The organism is Marinicella sediminis (genome assembly GCF_002000055.1).
In the GTDB taxonomy this organism is placed as follows: Bacteria; Pseudomonadota; Gammaproteobacteria; order Xanthomonadales; family Marinicellaceae; genus Marinicella; species Marinicella sediminis.
On record NZ_MVBD01000006.1, the window covers coordinates 33,997 to 53,376 of the forward strand.

17 protein-coding genes and 1 riboswitch are annotated in these 19,380 nt (G+C 49.6%); of the genes, 13 read left to right on the plus strand and 4 right to left on the minus strand.

Features of this window, described 5'->3' with window-relative positions; genetic code table 11:
- Positions 1-78: 78 nt before the first annotated feature.
- Positions 79-1,281 (minus strand): putative porin, encoded by a 1,203-nt coding sequence (locus B0475_RS09515; protein ID WP_077411592.1) that lies wholly within the window; start codon positions 1,279-1,281, stop codon positions 79-81.
- A gap of 192 nt (positions 1,282-1,473) precedes the next feature.
- Here B0475_RS09515 and phoR point away from each other — a divergent pair, with 192 nt between their 5' ends.
- The 6 genes from phoR to phoU all read left to right on the plus strand — a co-directional run bounded on the left by phoR (position 1,474) and on the right by phoU (position 8,448).
- Positions 1,474-2,775 (plus strand): phosphate regulon sensor histidine kinase PhoR, encoded by a 1,302-nt coding sequence (gene phoR, locus B0475_RS09520; protein ID WP_077411593.1) that lies wholly within the window; start codon positions 1,474-1,476, stop codon positions 2,773-2,775.
- Between the two features lie 253 nt (positions 2,776-3,028).
- Positions 3,029-4,066 (plus strand): PstS family phosphate ABC transporter substrate-binding protein, encoded by a 1,038-nt coding sequence (locus tag B0475_RS09525; protein WP_077411594.1) that lies wholly within the window; start codon positions 3,029-3,031, stop codon positions 4,064-4,066.
- A gap of 121 nt (positions 4,067-4,187) precedes the next feature.
- Complete coding sequence (gene pstC, locus B0475_RS09530; RefSeq protein WP_077411595.1) at positions 4,188-5,570, plus strand: phosphate ABC transporter permease subunit PstC; 1,383 nt, start codon at positions 4,188-4,190, stop codon at positions 5,568-5,570.
- The gene (pstA, locus tag B0475_RS09535; RefSeq protein WP_077411813.1) at positions 5,563-6,837 is read left to right on the plus strand and encodes a phosphate ABC transporter permease PstA; all 1,275 of its coding nucleotides are present in this window, start codon (positions 5,563-5,565) and stop codon (positions 6,835-6,837) included. The genes pstC and pstA overlap by 8 nt, the downstream gene beginning before the upstream one ends.
- Before the next feature lie 45 nt (positions 6,838-6,882).
- Positions 6,883-7,719, plus strand: a complete 837-nt coding sequence (pstB, locus tag B0475_RS09540) for a phosphate ABC transporter ATP-binding protein PstB (protein WP_077411814.1) — start codon at positions 6,883-6,885, stop codon at positions 7,717-7,719.
- A gap of 12 nt (positions 7,720-7,731) precedes the next feature.
- Positions 7,732-8,448, plus strand: coding sequence for a phosphate signaling complex protein PhoU (phoU, locus tag B0475_RS09545; RefSeq protein WP_077411596.1), 717 nt, complete (start codon positions 7,732-7,734; stop codon positions 8,446-8,448).
- A 10-nt stretch (positions 8,449-8,458) separates the two neighbouring features.
- Here the strand turns inward: phoU and B0475_RS09550 are convergent, their stop codons facing one another.
- On the minus strand, positions 8,459-8,635 hold the full coding sequence (locus B0475_RS09550; RefSeq protein ID WP_232781866.1) for a DUF1272 domain-containing protein: 177 nt from the start codon (positions 8,633-8,635) through the stop codon (positions 8,459-8,461).
- An 81-nt stretch (positions 8,636-8,716) separates the two neighbouring features.
- On the opposite strand from B0475_RS09550, the gene B0475_RS09555 reads away from it, so the two are divergent.
- The 3 genes from B0475_RS09555 to B0475_RS09565 all read left to right on the plus strand — a co-directional run bounded on the left by B0475_RS09555 (position 8,717) and on the right by B0475_RS09565 (position 11,995).
- Positions 8,717-9,379, plus strand: a complete 663-nt coding sequence (locus B0475_RS09555; protein ID WP_077411598.1) for an SDR family oxidoreductase — start codon at positions 8,717-8,719, stop codon at positions 9,377-9,379.
- Positions 9,380-9,389: 10 nt separating this feature from the next.
- The gene (locus B0475_RS09560; protein ID WP_077411599.1) at positions 9,390-9,728 is read left to right on the plus strand and encodes a P-II family nitrogen regulator; all 339 of its coding nucleotides are present in this window, start codon (positions 9,390-9,392) and stop codon (positions 9,726-9,728) included.
- 60 nt (positions 9,729-9,788) lie between these two features.
- Positions 9,789-9,999, plus strand: a riboswitch (cobalamin riboswitch).
- A 67-nt stretch (positions 10,000-10,066) separates the two neighbouring features.
- On the plus strand, positions 10,067-11,995 hold the full coding sequence (locus B0475_RS09565) for a TonB-dependent receptor plug domain-containing protein (protein ID WP_157892836.1): 1,929 nt from the start codon (positions 10,067-10,069) through the stop codon (positions 11,993-11,995).
- A 47-nt stretch (positions 11,996-12,042) separates the two neighbouring features.
- On the opposite strand, the gene B0475_RS09570 is transcribed toward B0475_RS09565, so the two are convergent.
- Together B0475_RS09570 and B0475_RS09575 are read right to left on the minus strand one after the other, a co-directional pair.
- Positions 12,043-13,170, minus strand: a complete 1,128-nt coding sequence (locus B0475_RS09570) for a PilT/PilU family type 4a pilus ATPase (RefSeq protein WP_077411816.1) — start codon at positions 13,168-13,170, stop codon at positions 12,043-12,045.
- 156 nt (positions 13,171-13,326) lie between these two features.
- Positions 13,327-14,364, minus strand: coding sequence for a type IV pilus twitching motility protein PilT (locus B0475_RS09575; protein ID WP_077411600.1), 1,038 nt, complete (start codon positions 14,362-14,364; stop codon positions 13,327-13,329).
- Between the two features lie 86 nt (positions 14,365-14,450).
- Between B0475_RS09575 and B0475_RS09580 the strand changes: the two genes are divergently transcribed.
- The 4 genes from B0475_RS09580 (at position 14,451) to gap (ending at position 19,345) form a co-directional block, all read left to right on the plus strand.
- A complete protein-coding gene (locus tag B0475_RS09580; RefSeq protein WP_077411601.1) occupies positions 14,451-14,885 on the plus strand; it encodes a DUF192 domain-containing protein in 435 nt (144 codons plus the stop codon).
- 120 nt (positions 14,886-15,005) lie between these two features.
- Entirely contained in the window at positions 15,006-16,514 is a 1,509-nt protein-coding gene (locus tag B0475_RS09585) for an alanine/glycine:cation symporter family protein (RefSeq protein ID WP_077411602.1), read from the plus strand.
- A 96-nt stretch (positions 16,515-16,610) separates the two neighbouring features.
- Positions 16,611-18,119: an alanine/glycine:cation symporter family protein gene (locus B0475_RS09590; protein WP_077411603.1), complete on the plus strand. Its 1,509-nt coding sequence runs from the start codon at positions 16,611-16,613 to the stop codon at positions 18,117-18,119.
- 218 nt (positions 18,120-18,337) lie between these two features.
- Positions 18,338-19,345: a type I glyceraldehyde-3-phosphate dehydrogenase gene (gene gap / locus B0475_RS09595; RefSeq protein ID WP_077411604.1), complete on the plus strand. Its 1,008-nt coding sequence runs from the start codon at positions 18,338-18,340 to the stop codon at positions 19,343-19,345.
- Positions 19,346-19,380 lie beyond the last annotated feature (35 nt).

A 19,380-nucleotide genomic window follows, 5' to 3' on the forward strand; every position in this document is an offset into this window, starting at 1 on the left:
CCAGAATCCAATTGGTTACACCCGGACACAAAAAAACCCCGGACCAGCCGGGGTTTTTTCATTCGTTGACCGTTGGACTTATTTAAATTTCAGGATGAAATCCAATTGCAGACGGTCATAATCAACCGGCGTGTCAGCTTCTTTGTTCAGCTCGTTGCTGAAGTAAGCCATGGCCAGTGAGGTGTTTTTGTACAATCCATAGCCGCCCCGAAGCAGGTGACCTTTGGAATCTGGCGCACCGGCACCGAAGTTTGAGTCGTTGAAAATACCAATCACGGCATCGGCATCAATGTCCATGTAAGTGTAGCTGAAGCTCCAGGAACCGGGCTTACTCACTTTACCAATGCTGGCTCCAAATGCATAACCACTTTCCAGGTCATCTGCTTCGGTATTTTCTACATAACTACCAAACACCGAAAAGGGTTGATTGGCCACTTTGGTTTTGTATTCCAGTGAACCTTCGAAGATGTTGTAGTCGTTAATCAGGCGGCCACTGGCATCCACTGAACTTTTACGTGGATTACCATCATACAGAGGCAAAGCGCCCTGCAGATTCTGATAATCATAGTAGCTGACACCGGCGATCAGGTCGCCGCTGCCCAATTCCATGGTCTTGTTCAACTGACCACCAAACAACAGGATGTCATCATCACCACTGAATTCTTCCACTGCGTAGCCCACCAGATTACCTTTCCAACCATTGGCATCGAGTTGTAAAGCCAGTCCTTCCGGATTCACATCATTATCCCACAGCATCTGGTTCTTCCCGGCCTTGTAGGCAGGATTAGCCATTTTACCGCCGATCAGGGTCAGGCTGTCGGTCAACTTGTAGTTAAAATAAGCTCGGTCCAGACCAAAATCTTTGGTGGTGAAGGAACCATCCAGGGTTTGGTTGGCGGAAGCCGGATTGTCAACACCAGTGGCCAGGCGGAAATTCACATCCAGGCGGTCATTGACCTGTGCTTTGGCAGCAAGTCTCAAACGGGCACGGTGACGGTTACGGGTTTCTTTTCCGCGCTGGTCGATGTACTCTTCACGGTATCTGAAATCACCTGAAAAAGTGATGCGGTCGGCCCAATTGTCACTTTTTTCAGTTTTGGTTTCAGCGACTTTTTGAACTTCAACCTCAGTTGCATTGGATTTGGCTTCCAGTTTTTCAATTTTTTGAGTAAGCATCTTCAGCTGTTCTTTCAACAGGGCGATTTCGTCCTGTGTTGAGTCAGCCCAGGCCGCAGAGCCCAAAGACAGTAACATGGAAGTTACCAGAACTTTCTTTTTCATGACAGTATCCACTAATGATTATAAAAAAATGTGAATGTTAGATGACAAATGTGACAAATTGATGACATTTGTTTCAATTTGATCTCGGTTGTGTGACAAGGGCGGTGAAATAATTAATTTTATTTCACCTCAGGTGACACATTACGCTATCATGGCGTCACTTGAGTGTCAGGGCGTTGAAGCAATCATTTCATGCAAATTTCCGGCTGGAAACAAGAAAAAATAGCCATCGGTCTGTTTATCCTGCTGGCGGTCATCTCAGGGATCATCACCGGTTTCTGGGCCTGGTCGTTGTTGGCCTGGCTGCTGATTTACATCAGCTGGAAAATCATTGAATTCAAAACATTCTATGATTGGTACATGCATGGTGCATCCAACCAGTATGTGCCTGCCAATCACGGGGTATTTGAGGCCATCACCTGCCAGGTCATTGGCAATAAGAACCAAACCAAAGAAACTCAAAAACGCAATAAACACCTGATCAGGCAATTTGTCACCACAGCACAGGCCTTACCTTTTGCCACTTTGTTGTTGAACAGCCGTTTTGAAATTCAGTGGGTGAATCAAATCGCTCAGGAAATCCTGAATATCAATGTTTCTGACATCAACACCAAAATTGACAACATCATCCGCGAGCCGGCTTTTGTCAACCTGCTAAAAAACGACAAAAAAGACCAGGAAATCAAACTGGCTCACAGCTCCAATCTCGACAAAAGTATTCATATCCGTCTGATCAGGATCAGCAAAGACCGGTATTTGATGGTCGCCAGGGACATCAGCGCGCAGGAAGCCCTGCAAAAATCCAGAAAAGCATTCGTCGCCAATGCCTCCCATGAATTGCGCACTCCGCTGACGGTGATTGCCGGTTACCTTGAAATGCTCCAAGCCTCAGAACACATGACCGATGAATGGTCAATGGCCATTGATCAGGCCAAAGACCAGGCCAGCCGGATGTCTAAAATCATCGACGACATGTTGAAACTGTCTAGAATTGAACACGACAGGGTGATTGAATCAGATGACCGGGAAATCGCCATGCCCGAATTACTCAACGGTTTGTTCAATGACCTGAAGAACAACCCCCAGGCCCAGCAACATCACCTGCAGGCTGAAATCAACTCTGATTTATGGATTTCCGGTGATGAGTCTGAAATCACCAGTATATGCCTGAACCTGATGCATAACGGCATCATTCACACCCCTCCCGGAACCCACATCAGTATTCGCTGGTACCTGAAAAATGAAGAAGCCATATTTGAGGTTCGGGATGATGGCCCGGGCATTGACCCCAAACACATCCCCCACCTCACCGAACGTTTCTACCGGGTGGATAATTCCAAAGCCCGTAACCAACACAGCACGGGCCTGGGACTGGCCATCGTCAAACACATTTGCCTGAAGCACAATGCACGCTTTGAAATCACCAGCGAACAGGGTTCCGGCACCACCTTCGAAGTCACTTTCCCGGCATACCGAAGCCAGCTAAAGAACTGAACACAAAAGCTCACTCGGTTTCGAAACGCCCAGTCCCCTTCTCCTCAGGTTCAACATCCAGTTAAACACCAGTTTTCTGCCCTGTTGTCAGGAAGTTGTTACGCAGGCCACTTATGATGTTTATAGCAGAAGGTGTGATTCGCTCTTGTGACGCTTGTGTGACGGTCAAATCACATTTGTGACAGAAATGTCATATAACTGTCACAAAGGCTGATTAGAATGCCAACCATTCGAAACATTAACGTGATATAACATGCAAAAATTAAAGACTTTGTCATTATTGGCCGGCATGATTGCCGCCTCTCAGGTACAGGCTGATGGCCGTGACTACATCAGTGTGGTTGGTTCTTCAACAGTGTATCCGTTCAGTACCGTTGTGGCTGAACGGTTCGGCAAGTCCACTTCATTCAAAACCCCTAAAATCGAATCAACCGGTACCGGCGGTGGCATGAAGTTGTTCTGTAAAGGCACTGGCGTAGACACGCCAGACATCACCAATGCGTCACGTCGCATCAAAGAATCTGAGTTGACCATGTGTCACGAAAATGGCGTTGATGGGGTGGTTGAAGTACTGATCGGTTATGACGGTATTGTGGTAGCCAATGACATCAATTCGCATGATTTCAACCTGAGTCGCAAAGACCTGTTCCTGGCGCTGGCCAAAGAGGTCCCAACCGGAAAAGAAGGTGAACTGGTAGCCAACCCATATACCACCTGGAACGAAGTCAATACCGATTTACCCGCGGTCAAAATTGAAGTATTGGGCCCACCTCCCACTTCAGGTACCCGTGACGCCTTTGTTGAGTTGGCCATGGAAGGAGGCTGTAAAGCATTCCCATGGATCAAAGCCACCAAAGCCGAAGACAAAAGCAAATACAAAACCATTTGTCACACCATCCGCGAAGATGGCGCTTATGTTGAAGCCGGCGAAAATGACAATCTGATCATTCAGAAACTGCAGAAAAACCCGGATGCACTGGGCATCTTTGGATTCTCTTTCCTGGATCAAAATGCTGATCTGGTCAAAGGTTCCATGGTTGATGGCGCAGCTCCCGAATTCGAAACCATTGCCTCGGGTGAATACCCGGTTTCCAGACCGTTGTTTTTCTATGTGAAAAAAGCCCACGTGTCTGAAATCCCGGGTATGCAGGAATTCCTGGCTGAGTTCACCAGTGAAAAAGCCATGGGTGAAGAAGGTTACCTGACAGACAAAGGTCTGATCCCTTTGGATGAAGACAAGTACATGAAAGTCAAAACCGACACCCTTGAACTGAACAACCTGGCGTTGTAAAAAACTGATTACGTTTCAATAATCATTAACCGTGGCCGGGGCAACCCGGTTGCGGTATTTTTATCATGCCTTTCGCCAACTGGCGATTTTTTTATTTGTAATGTAAACCGATGAGAAATCAATGAAAATCAGTCTGATGATCTTTTTGTTGCTGATCTTTGCTGCCTTCAGCTATTTCATGGCCCGGCAAAAGATCACCACGGCCTACCGGCAACACAAGTCGAAACACAAAATACTCACCCTGCCAAAATATTTTGGTTATGTGGCGGCTCTGAGTTCATTGATTCCGGCTTTGCTGATGATGTTCTTCTTGCAAATGGTCGAAGAACCTTACATCAACCATGAAATTTCTTCATTCATCAGCTCATCACAATTTGATGACAATCAGGACCTGAACCTGTATATGAATGAGATCATCAGCGCCGATACACCAGAAAAAGTGGCGGCTCTGAGTGCTGAAAAACAGCAGGTTCATCAACGTTACATGGAAATCCAAACCACCACTGATCGCACCCAGGCAGTGATCGTGTTGTCATTGGCTATTTTACTGGCCGTATGGGCATTCAAAAAAATCAATACCGACACCCCGGCCAGACGGGTGTTTGAACGCATCGTTGAAGGCATCTTGTTATTGGCCGCCTCGATTGCCATCATGACCACCGTAGGCATCGTGTTTTCGGTGTTGTTTGAGTCAACCCGGTTCTTTGGTGAGGTGCCGATTCTCAGCTTTATGTTTGGCACCGAATGGTCTCCGCAAACCGCCATTCGCGCCGATCAGGTTGGCTCATCCGCGGCATTTGGTGCCGTGCCTTTATTTGTGGGAACCATGTTGATTTCTTTTATTGCCCTGCTGGTTTCGGTACCGCTGGGCCTGATGTCGGCCATTTATTTGTCTGAATATGCCAGTCAGCGGGTTCGCAGCCTGACCAAACCCGTATTGGAGATTCTGGCCGGCATCCCCACCGTGGTTTATGGCTTTTTTGCTGCACTGACCGTGGCTCCTTTCATTCGTGACCTGGGTCAATCCATGGGGTTATCAGTGGCCTCAGAAAGTGCTTTGGCTGCCGGATTGGTCATGGGTATCATGATCATTCCTTTTGTGTCATCTTTATCAGATGATGTGCTTTCAGCCGTTCCGCAAAGCCTGCGCGAAGGATCTCTGGGCCTGGGAGCCACCCGCTCTGAAACCATCATCAAAGTACTGATCCCAGCGGCCCTTCCGGGGATTGTCGGCGGTGTATTGCTGGCGGCCTCCAGGGCCATCGGTGAAACCATGATTGTGGTCATGGCCGCCGGACTGGCTGCTAACCTTACGGTCAACCCACTGGATGCGGTAACCACCGTTACCGTACAGATTGTCACACTGCTCACCGGAGACCAGGAATTTGACAGCGCCAAAACCCTGGCGGCTTTTGCCCTGGGTCTGATGTTGTTTATCACCACCTTGATACTGAATGTCATTGCCTTGCATGTGGTCAGAAAATACCGAGAACAATATGAATAACACCGATATCGTTAAACAAAGCCTGAAAAAGCGTTATTTCAAAGAACGGCTTTTCAAGACCATGGGCATGTTGTCCATCGTAACCGCCATTTTGTTCTTACTGCTGCTACTGACCGACATCTTCACCAAAGCCTGGCCGGCTTTTATTCAGACCCGGGTTGAGTTGACTGTGGACCTGAATGAGGCGGATTTGGGCATTGATGCCCAAAGTGATGAACAAGCCATCATGAGTGCCGATTTTCGTAAACCCATCAGGGCCGCTTTGCTGAACACGTTTCCAGAAGTAACCAAACGCAAACAAAAACGTGAACTGTACAGCCTGACCAGTATGGGTGCTGAATTTCAGTTACGTGACATGGTCATTGAGAATCCTCAGTTGATCGGCACTCAACAGACCATTCAATTCATGGCTGATGATGATGTGGATGCGGTGATCAAAGGCACCATTGACCGCCTTCTGCCGGAATCTGACCGACGGGTTAAAAATGACAAACTGGGGTGGATTGAAACCCTGGAAGCCAGTGGCCAGATCACCACAGGATTCAACTGGCACTTCTTTGCCGCCGGAGATTCAAGGGAGCCGGAAATGGCCGGAATCAAGGGAGCCATACTCGGTTCTTTATATACCCTTCTGGTAACCTTGGCACTGTCCTTTCCAGTGGCTGTGGCAGCGGCCATTTATCTGGAAGAATTCGCGCCAAAGAACCGCTTCATTGATTTCATTGAAATCAACATCAACAACCTGGCAGCGGTGCCTTCCATCGTGTTTGGTTTGTTGGGTCTGGCGGTGTTCATCAATTTCTTCAGTATGCCAAGATCTGCGCCCATCGTCGGTGGTATCGTGTTGTCATTGATGACATTACCGACCATCATCATTGCGTCACGTTCCGCCATCAAGGCCGTTCCACCTTCACTGCGTGAGGCAGCCCTGGGTCTGGGGGCATCGAAAATGCAATCGGTGTTTCACCATGTCTTGCCAGCCGCCTTACCGGGCATCCTCACTGGAACCATCATTGGCATGGCCCAGGCTCTGGGCGAGACTGCCCCTTTATTGATGATTGGAATGGTTGCCTTTATTGTGGACATTCCACAATCGGTCACCGACCCATCGACTGTCCTGCCCATCCAGGTGTTTTTATGGGCCGACTCACCTGAACGTGGGTTCCTGGAGAAAACCTCAGCCGCCATTATGGTGTTGCTGTTCTTTTTGATCGCTATGAATGCCATTGCCATTTATCTGCGTAAAAAGTTTGAGAAAAAGTGGTAATATATTATGAATGAAGCTGTATTAAACGGATTGAATGAACCAACCATGAAAGTCCAGTCAAACCGGGAAACCGAAGACTCCCTGAACATCGAGTACACCGACACGGTCGGTCAGCCGTTGTGTGACGACCCCAAAATAAGCACCCGGAATGTCGATGTGTTTTATGCTGATAACCAGGCCATTCATGATGTTTCTCTGGATATTGGCGCTCATCAAGTGATCGCCCTGATTGGCCCATCTGGCTGTGGTAAATCGACTTATCTGCGGACCCTGAACCGCATGAATGACACCATTGATATTTGTCGCGTCAAAGGCCAGATTCTGCTTGATGGCCACGATATCTATCAAAAAAAGCAAGACCCGGTGTTGTTGCGCGCTCGGGTGGGCATGGTGTTCCAAAAACCCAACCCATTTCCTAAATCAATTTATGACAATGTGGCTTACGGCCCACGCATTCACGGCCTGACCCGCAATAAGGCTGAACTGGATGACCTGGTCGAAGACTCGTTGATCAAAGCCGGTTTATTTCAGGAAGTCAAAGATCGCTTACATGCACCAGGTACCGGGCTGTCCGGTGGTCAGCAACAACGCCTTTGTATCGCCCGCACCATTGCGGTTCAACCGGAGGTCATCCTGATGGATGAGCCAGCTTCAGCGCTGGATCCGATTGCCACAGCCAAAATCGAAGAACTGATCAATGAGCTGAAAGAAAACTTCACCATTGTCATCGTAACCCATTCCATGCAACAAGCTGCCCGGGTGTCACAACGCACCGCTTATTTCCACATGGGCAGACTGATCGAAGTGGGCGAGACGGACCAGATTTTCACCAACCCGTCACATGAACTGACTGAAAAATACATCACCGGTAGATTCGGATAAAGGACCCTTACCATGGAACATTTTGAATTTGAAAAACACACTTCCAGCGAATACAACACCGAACTGGAAGACATCAGAAACCACCTGTTACAGATGGGCGGCCAGGCTGAAAATCAGTTGCGCACTGTGCTCAAAGCCATCAGCGAGGAGTCAGATGAGCTGGCCACCGAGTTGCTGTCTCAGGGCGATGACATTGATCAGATGGAAGTTGATTTGGACCAGGAGTGCACCCGCATCATTGCCCGCCGTCAACCGGCTGCCAGCGATCTCAGATTAATTGTTGCGGTGATGAAAAGCATCACTGACATTGAACGAATTGGTGATGAGACTGAGAAAATGGCCCGCTTGCTGAAAAAACTGTTTGCCCGGGACTTTCATTCCAAATACTTCAAAGAAATTGATCACCTTGGCCAGGAAGTACTGACCAACTTATCAGGTTCACTGAACGCCCTGGCACGACTGGATGCCGAAGAAGCAATCAAACTGGCACAACGTGATCAGGTTATTGATGCCCACTTTGATGAACTCAATGGCCAGCTGATCAAGAAAATGGTCAAAGATCCCAATAAAGTCAAACCGTATCTGGGTCTCAGTCAATGTGCCCAGTCTCTGGAACGGATCGGCGATCACGCCAAGAACATCTGTGAATACATCATTTATCTGGTGATTGGCAAAGATGTGCGGCACACCGACATCGAAGAAGTCAAAAATTCTCTGCTGGAACAATGATCACTGAGACTCAGCCGGCCTGAACCCGGCTGGGTCTTTCCACCAACTTACCCTGACAGTTGGGACACACGCCCTGCAAGGCACCGGTGGCACATGCCGTACAAAAAGTGCATTCGTAACTACAAATACAGGCATCAGATTGCTCAGCCTGTAACTTCTTGTCACAGCGTTCACATTTGGATTTCATTTCCAGCATGATTCGTTGATATTTTAAGATTCGTTCCCATGTTATCCAACTACACTTAATTCTGCAACACAGGAGCAACCAATGAAAAACCATTTGATAACCGGAGCCAACCGGGGAATTGGCCTGGAATTGTGCCGCCAACTGAAAGCCCAAGGTCATCACGTCATCGCGGTGTGCCGCCAGCCCAGTGATGAACTGATGCAATTGGGAGTAGAAGTCATTGACCAGGTTGATGTCACCAGCGCAGAAGACCTGAACCGGTTGCATGAACAACTCGAAGACCGACAGCTGGATGTGTTGATCAACAATGCCGGCGTGTTGGCCAGGAATGTCCTCGGTGACATTGATTATCAAACAGTCAGACAACAATATGAAGTCAACGCCATTGCCCCGCTGAGGGTGACTGAAACCCTGCTGCCACATTTAGCCAAAGGGGCCAAAGTGCTGATCGTCACCAGTCGCATGGGTTCAGTGGCTGACAATGACTCCGGAGGACACTATGGTTATCGGATGAGTAAAGCCGCTGCCAACATGGCCGGCGCCAGCCTGGCCACGGATCTGAAACCCAAAGGCATCGCTGTGGGACTGTTACACCCAGGTTATGTGAAAACCGACATGACCGGAGGTCAGGGCTTTGTTGACACCACACAATCTGCCCAAGGCCTGCTGGAGAGAATCGCACAATTACGTATGGATAATTCCGGTCAGTTCTGGCATGCTGAAGGTGAACAATTACCCTGGTAGGAAAACAACCATGAAAATGATCAGTGCCATCATTAAACCATTTAAACTGGACGACGTACGCGATGCCCTTGAGGCAGTTGGCGTGCGTGGCATCACCGTGACGGAAGTCAAAGGTTTTGGCCGACAAAAGGGCCACACCGAATTGTATCGCGGCGCCGAATATGTGGTCGACTTCCTGCCCAAGCTGAAACTGGAGATCGCTGCTCCCTCAGATCAGGTCGAAACCATCGTTGAGACTTTGGTGGAAACCGCCAGCAACAACAAAGTCGGGGATGGAAAAATCTTTATTTATGACCTGGAACAAGTGATCCGCATCCGCACCGGCGAAACCGACCAGGACGCCCTGTAAGTCCATATCAATCCTTTATAAGCACAATCCATGGTTGACATCATGGATTGTGCCGGTTAGCATCCACTTCCTCAAACAGGTGCCTGATTCTCAGGTTAAACGGGAAGTTGGTGCGATCCTGATCGATCTATCCCAACACTGCCCCCGCAACGGTAATGCCAGCCAGTTCCGAAAAACATGCCACTGTGATTTGATTCATGGGAAGGCTTTCGGAAGAGGATGAACATCCTGCTGTCAGAGTCCGGAGACCGGCCGGTTTGAATATCCACCGGTTATTGAACTTGTGTTCATTGACTGGTTTTATCAATCAACCATGTTCGGGCGGAACAGGAGACACCATGAAAAGCCTTACCATTGTCGCTGCCATTGTGATTCAGGCAGCCAGTTTTACCACCCTGGCTCAACAGTCAGATTCATCAGCACAACGATTACCTAAACTCATCGTTTCAGCTGGCATCACCCCCATCGAAACCAACCAATATGGCGGTTCTGCAACGGTATTCACCCGTGAAGACATCGACGCCATGCAAGTGACCTACCTCAGTGATTTACTCCGTCAGGCACCTGGTTTTGCCATTAATCAATCCGGCGGCCCAGGCACACAAACGCAACTCAGGGTGCGTGGATCAGAAGCCAACCATGTACTGGTTCTGCTCAATGGTGTACGGGTTAACGACCCCACAGCCGGTGATGAGTTTCTGTTCAACTACGCGCTGCTGGATCATGTGGAGCGCATCGAAATCATCCGTGGTCCACAAAGCGCCATTTGGGGCACCGATGCCATGAGCGCGGTGATCAACATCATTACCCGCGAAGCCGAGTCAACGAATCTGGGATTGGATGTTGAACTGGGTTCGTTCAACAGCAAGCGCCTGGCCCTGTCTGGTGACATCAATCAGCAGGACTGGCAATTCAGTGCCGGTATCAATGCGCTTGATTCGGCCGGCACCAACGTTTCCAGAACCGGTCCTGAAGCTGATGGATTTGAAAACCTCACTGGCCATGCCTCATTAAGCAGGTCCTGGAACAGCGCCATTGATTTGGCCCTGTCATGGCACCACAGCGACGCCACCAATGAGTTTGACGGCACAGATTTTGTGGTGACCGGATTACCAACCGATGCCGATTTGTGGACTGAACGAACACAGGATACGCTGCGTTTTCAATTGGGCTTTACTTTGTTTCACGACTGGACTGGTGAACTGGCCTGGCATCGCAATGACATTGATGCCGACAATTTCACCCATGGCACAGGCGTCACCAGCGCCACCGCATCCACCACCGATGAATTCAAAGTCAGTACCCAGGGAACCTTTGGCCAACAAAACCAGTATTCACTGGCGGTGGTCTTGGATCACCGTGAAATTGATTTCACTCAGCGTGGACAGGCCTCACCATTTGGAGACCCTAATCAGGATCAACAATACCATGTCACCGGACTGGGCGCCGAATTCAGGCACCAGTTTAATGATCAATTCAGTTGGCAACTGTCAGCACGCCAGGACGACTTCAATCGCTTTGACGATGTCAGCAATGCCCAACTGGCGGGCTCCTACCTGATCAGCCCGGACTGGCGTGTCAGGGCTGCCATTGCCACCGGTTCCAAAGCCCCGTCATTCATTGAACGTTTTGGGTTTTTCCCGGCCAATTTCATCGGCAATCCGGATTTGCAACCAGAACAATCCACCGCTTATGAACTGGGCTTCATCAGGTCATTCACCGGATCAAGTCTGGAAGTGGTTTATTTCAATCAGGATCTGGAAGATGAAATTGATGGTTTTGTGTTTGATCCGGCCTCCGGGCTGTTCACTGCTGCCAATCGGGCCAATGACAGTCAGCGGGAAGGTCTGGAACTGATCTGGTCTGGACAATGGCAGGATCACTGGCAATACACATTCAATTACACCTACACCGATGCCAGTGAAACCGATGCCAATGGCTCAACACTTGAAGAAGTCAGACGACCCGAACATCAGGCCTCAGCCAGTGTGTTCTATCGCTTTGCCGGGAATCGCGGCATGCTGGGAACTCAAGTCAATCATGTGGGTGATCAGCTGGATGTGTTTTTTGATCCGGCCACTTTTGTATCAAGCAACCTGAAACTGGATGCTTATACCACCGTTGACCTGACCTTAAACTGGGATTTCAATGCCACCTGGCGTGGTTATATCAAGGCACAGAATGTGTTCGATGAGCGGTATGAGGAAGTGCTGGGGTATGCCCGGCCTGGTGCCAGCATCGCTGCCGGATTCAATGCCGAATTCTAAAAAAATGAAACTGACCCCGTTGGGCTAACCGGCGGGGCCGGTCTTTTTTACATCGGTTTATCTTCTTCAAGGCCAATGCCATCCATACCCATCGACAGTGAATCGGCATCACCACCTTGAGCCAATTTAATGGCCAGACGTACTTCATTGGCTGAATCGGCATGCCTGAGGGCATCTTCATAGGTGATTTCACCGGCCTGGTACAAATCGAACATGGCCTGATCAAAGGTTTGCATTCCCATATTGGTGGATTTTTTCATCAGGTCTTTGAGTTTCTCGATCTTGCCTTTGCGGATGTATTCCTGCGCCAATGGTGAGTTGATCAGAATTTCAACCGCAGCCCTGCGGCCATTACCATCGGGGGTGGGAATCAATTGCTGAGCGACCATCGCCCTGAGGTTTAATGACAAATCCATCAACAATTGTTCACGGGCGTCTTTGGGGAAAAAGTGTAACACCCGGTCCAGTGCCTGGTTGGCGTTATTGGCGTGTAAAGTGGCCAGACACAAATGTCCGGTCTCGGCGAAGGTCACCGCTTGTTGCATGGTTTCGGAAGTTCTGATCTCACCGATCATGATCACATCGGGTGCTTGACGCAGGGTGTTTTTCAATGCCACTTCAAATGACTCGGTATCCAGACCAACTTCACGCTGGGTGATCACACAACCCTGATGCTCATGTACATACTCAATCGGGTCTTCAATGGTAATGATGTGGCCTGTGGTGTTGACATTGCGGTAGCCAACCATGGCTGCCAGCGAGGTCGATTTACCGGTACCGGTACCACCCACAAAAATGATGATCCCCCGCTTGGTCAGCGACAGTTCTTTCAATACCTCGGGTAACTTCAATGATTCAAAGGTCGGGATTTTGGTTTCTACCCGACGAATCACCATACCAACGGCATTCCGTTGATAAAATGCACTGACCCTGAAACGACCCACCGAGGATACCCCGATGGCAAAGTTACATTCGTGTGTTCGCTCAAACTCTTCTTTCTGGTAAGGCGACATGATGCCTGTGACCATGTCTCTGGCCTGGGCTTTGGTCAGCGGTTGTTGTGTGATGGGAATCACCCGCCCATGAATTTTAATGCTCGGTGGCAAATTGGCGGTGATAAACAAGTCAGACGCTTTCTTATGCACCATTAATTTCAGGTATGAATTAAAGTCCATGGTTATTCCTCTGTATTGGTTTATTGCGGCGACCGGATATCCGGTCAACCGCTGGAGTTTGTCTTTTTTTCAAGCCACCCAGAATCAATGGTCGACAGGTGGACTACTGATAATCATCTTAGCGCATTCACCGACGGGTGTACACGAAACAGGCAATTAATCAAAATCGGCTTTCTTCACCGCCCGTGATCTGGCCTGGGCTTTGGATATCAGGCCTTTGCTGACCAATTCGATCAAACACTGATCCAAAGTCTGCATACCCACTGACTGTCCGGTTTGGATGGAAGAGTACATTTGCGCCACTTTGTCTTCACGGATCAGGTTTCTGATCGCCGGTATGCCTACCATGATTTCGTGTGCTGCCACCCGGCCTCCGCCAACCCGTTTGATCAGGGTTTGGGCCACAACAGCCCGTAATGACTCAGACAACATAGAACGCACCATGGGTTTCTCACCGGCCGGGAACACGTCAATGATCCGGTCAATGGTTTTCGCCGCTGAGGTGGTGTGCAAAGTACCGAACACCAAGTGACCGGTTTCAGCCGCTGTCAATGCCAGGCGAATGGTCTCCAGGTCACGCAGCTCACCCACCAGAATGATGTCGGGGTCTTCACGAAGTGCCGAACGCAGCGCGTTTTCAAAACTCTTGGTATCCCGGTGCACCTCACGCTGGTTAATCAGACATTTATTACTGGTGTGCACAAATTCGATCGGATCCTCAATGGTCAGGATATGACCATGTTCCTTCTTATTCAGGTAATCAATCATCGCGGCCAGGGTGGTTGATTTACCCGAGCCGGTGGGCCCCGTTACCAGGATGAGTCCTCTGGGTACGTCAATGAGTTCTTTGAATATAGCCGGACAATTGAGGTCTTCAAAAGTCAGAATTTCAGTTGGAATGGTTCTGAATACGCCACCACAACCGCGGTTCTGATTAAAAGCATTTACCCTGAAACGGGCCAATCCTGGAATCTCAAATGAAAAGTCGATCTCAAAGGTTTCTTCGTATTCTTTCCTTTGATAATCATTCATGATGTCATAGATCATGTCATGCAATTCTTTGTGTTCCAATGGGGGTAGATTGATTCTTCTGACATCCCCGTCCACCCTGATCATGGGTGGCAACCCAGCCGACAAATGCAAATCGGACGCCTTATTTTTTACGGTAAAGGCTAATAATTCAGCTATATCCACTTGAAAACCCTATCAATTAACTGCTATTGAGTTTAGCTGTGTTAAGTGATAAATTCCAGTCTACCTCTTAAAAAAGTTGATGTCCGATGACGAAAAGATTCACCTGTTTGCTGCCATTGATTTTGCTGTTGGCAGGTTGTCCCAGAATCAACAGCACAGTGACCATTAAGGGCACCCAGTTCAATGTTGAGGTGGTTGATGACGATCAATCCCGGGCCATGGGGTTGATGTACCGCCGGTCAATGGATGATGACGTGGGTATGTTGTTCTTATTTCCAGACGCCGAACCCCGGTCTTTCTGGATGAAAAACACCCTGATTCCACTGGACATTCTTTACTTTGACCAACACCGCAAACTGGTCAGCATCAGCGCCAATACCCCGCCGTGCAAAAACACCACCAGCCGTTGTCCCAGTTACCCCAGTAAAAAACCAGCCAAGTATGTGCTGGAAATCAATGCCGGACTGAGTGAACAGTATGGATTTGAGCCAGGCGATGAATTGCTGATGGAGCTGAAATAACCACCAGCCCCTACCGCTGATGAGTAAAACCAGTTAAGATATTTGCCGGAATCGGCCTGTTCGGGAGCAAACAGAGGAGCGGTCGAAAACTCATAACCATAATCATTACTAGGGAACAACATGAAAATAAAACTGACTTTTTCTGCCATGCTATTGGTGCTGACCAGCCAGGCTTGGGCTGAAACGCTGGATGAACGCATCAACAATGCGGTCGCTCCTTATCTGAACGAATTCACCAATAAAATATTTGCCACCATCCCGTTTTTTGGTAGCTCAGTTCCCTGGGTGGTGATCTGGTTGGTGGTGGCCGCCTCATTCTTTACCATCTATTTCAAGTTCATCAACCTGCGTTCTTTCCGCCACGGCTTTGCCCTGATGCGCGGCAAATATGATTACTCCAACGCCCCGGGTGAAGTCACCCACTTTCAGGCCTTATCAACGGCCCTGTCAGGAACTGTGGGTCTGGGTAACATTGCCGGCGTGGCGGCGGCCGTCGGCATCGGTGGTGCCGGAGCCACCTTCTGGATGATTGTCTGTGGTTTACTCGGCATGTCAACCAAGTTTGTGGAATGTACCCTGGGCGTAAAATACCGTGATGTGCTGCCCAACGGCCACGTTCACGGCGGACCAATGCGCTACCTGACCAAGGGTTTTGCCGAGAAAGGCATGGCCGGCTTTGGTAAAGTGCTGGCGGTGATTTTCGCCATCTGCTGCATTGGTGGCTCCTTCGGTGGCGGCAACATGTTCCAGGTCAATCAGGCACTGGAACAAGTGGTCAGCGTCACCGGCGGCGAAGAATCCTTCCTCGCCCAAAATGGCTGGGTGTTTGGTGTGGTGGTGGCTGCCCTGGTCGGTATCACCGTGATCGGCGGCATCAAAAGCATCGGCAAAGTAACCTCCCGACTGGTGCCTTTCATGGGCGTTCTGTATGTCATCACTGGTCTGGTTGTCATCCTGATGAATGTGAGCCATGTTCCTGCAGCCATTGGGGCCATCATCGATGGTGCGTTCTCCACCCAATCGGCCTTTGGTGGTTTGGTGGGTGTGCTGATCGTTGGCTTCCAACGGGCCGCGTTCTCTAATGAAGCCGGTATCGGTTCAGCCTCCATTGCTCACTCGGCGGTGAAAACCGATCATCCGGTCACCGAAGGCCTGGTGGCTTTGTATGAACCATTCATCGACACCGTGGTTGTTTGTACCATCACCGCACTGGTCATTGGTATTGCCGGCTTCATACCTGAAGCCCCGGTCAGCGGACAGGGTATTGCCCTGACCTCTGCGGCTTTTGGTTCCGCCATCTCATGGTTTCCGTATGTGCTGACCCTGGCCGCTGTGCTGTTTGCTTTTTCCACCATGCTGGCCTGGTCTTACTATGGCCTGCGGGCTTTCAATTTCCTGTTTGGCCACGGTAAAGGTGTCGATATGACCTACAATGTCATGTTCCTGGCCTTCATTGTGCTGGGTTCATCGATGAGCCTGACGGCTGTGATTGGTTTTTCAGACGCCATGATCTTTGCCATGTCGATCCCTAACCTGATCGGCCTGTACTTCCTGGCACCGGTGGTCAAACGTGAACTGACCAACTACATGGCGAAAATCAAATCAGGTGAAATCAAACCTGCATCTTAATCAGCCATGATCAACCATTGATCACAAAAGCCCAATCTCAGGTTGGGCTTTTGTGTTACTGAAACACCGAAACATAACTCAACCCACTGTTAAAGTATGAAAAACAAAGTCCTCACTTTCCTGCTGTTACTGCTCTGTAGCGAAGCTGGCTTGGCTGCCGGTATTGATCAGTCCATTAATCAATTTTTAACCCCAGTGGCCAATGCCATTGATGCCTTTTTCATGACCCAGGTACCCATCCCTTTTTTGGGGAGTGCGCCGTTTATTGTGATTTGGCTGGTGGTGGCGGCCACCTTTTTCACCTTGTATTTTAAATTCATTAACCTGCGATCTTTTGGCATCGGCATGAAACTGATCCGTGGTAAATACGACACCTCAGGTGCGGTTGGTGAGGTGTCACATTTCCAGGCATTGTCCACAGCGGTTTCAGGCACCGTGGGCCTGGGCAACATTGCTGGTGTGGCCACGGCCATCAGCATCGGTGGACCTGGGGCCACCTTCTGGATGATTCTGGCTGGCTTTTTAGGCATGTCATCAAAATTTGTTGAATGCACATTGGGTGTGAAATACCGCGACGTGCATCCTGATGGCACGGTGGCAGGTGGACCCATGCGCTATTTGTCCAAAGGCTTTGCCGAGAAAGGTTTCGCCGGATTGGGCAAAACTTTGGCTGTGATGTTTGCGATTTTATGTGTGGGTGCTGCTTTGGGTGGCGGCAATATGTTCCAGGCCAACCAATCGTTTGCACAATTACAAAACATCACCGGTGGTAGCGAAGGCATCATGGCAGGCAAAGGCTGGCTGTTTGGCCTGGTCTTGGCCATCATCACTGGCATCACCATATTAGGCGGTATCAAAAGCATTGCCCGCGTGACTTCAAAACTGGTGCCCATCATGGGCCTGGTGTATTTGATCACTGGCTTGGTGGTCATTGCCATGAATATCGGACAGCTTCCTGCTGCAGTTGGTCAGATCATTCAGGGCGCTTTCAACCCATCAGCTGCTTTGGGTGGTGTGATTGGTGTGATGGTGGTGGGCTTTCAACGGGCTGCCTTTTCCAATGAAGCAGGCATTGGTTCGGCGGCCATTGCCCACTCTGCGGTGAAAACCGATCGCCCGGTGACTGAAGGCCTGGTGGCACTGTATGAGCCGTTCATAGACACGGTGTTGGTATGTACCGTAACCGCTTTGGTGATCGTGATCACCGGTTCGCTGGACAGCACATCGGGCCTGCAAGGGATTCCGCTGACATCCAATGCCTTTGCCAGCGCCGTGAGTTGGTTTCCGTATGTGTTGACGGTGGCCGCCATTTTGTTCGCCTTTTCGACCATGATTTCCTGGTCTTATTATGGCGTCCGGGCCTGGACATTTCTGTTTGGTGAAAACAAAACCCAGGAAAACGTCTTTAAGGTCATTTTTTTGGTGTTTGTGGTGATTGGTTCCAGTCTTGACCTTGGTGCTGTGATCGGCTTTTCATTCTCAATGACCCTGGCCATGGCTTTCCCCAACATCATCGGATTATACTTTCTGGCTCCGGTGGTCAAACATGAGTTACAAACCTTTATGGATGACATCAAAACAGGGAAGGTGGTGTTCAAGACTTAATCAGCCGGCATGTCAAACAGATGACAAAGCCTGGGTTTGCCCAGGCTTTTTTTGTGCTTTAAATAACTGGCTGATTACTTGAGTCTGCTTGAAAAATGACCGAAAATCATTAGATAAGCTTTTGTGGTTTTAAACTGTAAGCTGCTTGCCAGTCCATGGACTGAACCACAACATCAGAGGTGAAATCCCTCATAACAATAATAATAATGGAGTTACCTATGAACATTAAAATTGCCATCAATGGCTACGGCCGGGTCGGTCGTTGTATCCTGCGCGCTTTGTATGAATACCAGAACCACCCCAACATCCGCATCGTGGCCATCAATGATCTTGGCGCCCACGATGCCATGTGTCACCTCACCCAACATGACACCACACACGGTCGCTTCAACGCCGACGTATCACTGGATGGTGACCACCTGGTGGTCAATGGTGACCGCATCCGGTTGCTGGCCGAAACCCACCCTGAAAAACTGCCCTGGGATGAACTGGGGGTCGATGTGGTGATGGAATGTACCGGCAAATTCCGTACTCGGGAACTGGCCGCCGGACACCTCAAAGCAGGTGCCAAAAAAGTCATCATTTCTGCACCGGCCAATGGTGAGATAGATGCCACCGTGGTCTATGGGGTCAATGATGATGTACTCACTGCAACAGATCAGGTGATTTCCAATGCCTCGTGCACCACCAACTGCCTGGCTCCGCTGACTCAGGTCCTGCATCAGGAAATTGGTGTTGAGTCGGGCCTGATGACCACCATTCATGCTTACACCAACGATCAGGTGCTCGCAGACACTTATCACAAGGACCTGCGCCGGGCACGGGCAGGCGCGTACAATCAAATCCCCACCAAAACAGGTGCCGCAGTGGCCGTTGGCCTGGTGCTACCTGAACTGGATGGCAAGCTTGATGGCTATGCGATGCGGGTACCAACACTCAATGTCTCAGCCGTTGACCTGACTTTCATTGCCAGCCGAGAAACTTCGGTCGCTGAAGTCAATGAAGTGGTAAAATCAGCGGCTGAACAATCTCAGGTCCTGGCATACAACGATCAACCTCTGGTGTCGGTGGATTTCAACCACCATCCGGCGTCCTCGGTGTTCGATGCTTCCATGACCAAAGTCAATCAGGGAACGCTGGTCAAAGTGCTCGCCTGGTATGACAACGAATGGGGATTTGCCAACCGCATGCTGGATGTGTCGGAGGCATTGATGAAGGCCGGTTGAACGGCGATGAATGATTAGCATTATGGGTGTTAGAC

What these genes read in the sequence shown, in the direction of transcription:
- B0475_RS09515 (WP_077411592.1), bottom strand. Translation starts at nt 1,281, where the DNA reads ATGAAAAAGAAAGTTCTGGTAACTTCCATGTTACTGTCTTTGGGCTCT.
- phoR (WP_077411593.1), top strand. Translation starts at nt 1,474, where the DNA reads ATGCAAATTTCCGGCTGGAAACAAGAAAAAATAGCCATCGGTCTGTTT.
- B0475_RS09525 (WP_077411594.1), top strand. Translation starts at nt 3,029, where the DNA reads ATGCAAAAATTAAAGACTTTGTCATTATTGGCCGGCATGATTGCCGCC.
- pstC (WP_077411595.1), top strand. Translation starts at nt 4,188, where the DNA reads ATGAAAATCAGTCTGATGATCTTTTTGTTGCTGATCTTTGCTGCCTTC.
- pstA (WP_077411813.1), top strand. Translation starts at nt 5,563, where the DNA reads ATGAATAACACCGATATCGTTAAACAAAGCCTGAAAAAGCGTTATTTC.
- pstB (WP_077411814.1), top strand. Translation starts at nt 6,883, where the DNA reads ATGAAAGTCCAGTCAAACCGGGAAACCGAAGACTCCCTGAACATCGAG.
- phoU (WP_077411596.1), top strand. Translation starts at nt 7,732, where the DNA reads ATGGAACATTTTGAATTTGAAAAACACACTTCCAGCGAATACAACACC.
- B0475_RS09550 (WP_232781866.1), bottom strand. Translation starts at nt 8,635, where the DNA reads ATGAAATCCAAATGTGAACGCTGTGACAAGAAGTTACAGGCTGAGCAA.
- B0475_RS09555 (WP_077411598.1), top strand. Translation starts at nt 8,717, where the DNA reads ATGAAAAACCATTTGATAACCGGAGCCAACCGGGGAATTGGCCTGGAA.
- B0475_RS09560 (WP_077411599.1), top strand. Translation starts at nt 9,390, where the DNA reads ATGAAAATGATCAGTGCCATCATTAAACCATTTAAACTGGACGACGTA.
- B0475_RS09565 (WP_157892836.1), top strand. Translation starts at nt 10,067, where the DNA reads ATGAAAAGCCTTACCATTGTCGCTGCCATTGTGATTCAGGCAGCCAGT.
- B0475_RS09570 (WP_077411816.1), bottom strand. Translation starts at nt 13,170, where the DNA reads ATGGACTTTAATTCATACCTGAAATTAATGGTGCATAAGAAAGCGTCT.
- B0475_RS09580 (WP_077411601.1), top strand. Translation starts at nt 14,451, where the DNA reads ATGACGAAAAGATTCACCTGTTTGCTGCCATTGATTTTGCTGTTGGCA.
- B0475_RS09585 (WP_077411602.1), top strand. Translation starts at nt 15,006, where the DNA reads ATGAAAATAAAACTGACTTTTTCTGCCATGCTATTGGTGCTGACCAGC.
- B0475_RS09590 (WP_077411603.1), top strand. Translation starts at nt 16,611, where the DNA reads ATGAAAAACAAAGTCCTCACTTTCCTGCTGTTACTGCTCTGTAGCGAA.
- gap (WP_077411604.1), top strand. Translation starts at nt 18,338, where the DNA reads ATGAACATTAAAATTGCCATCAATGGCTACGGCCGGGTCGGTCGTTGT.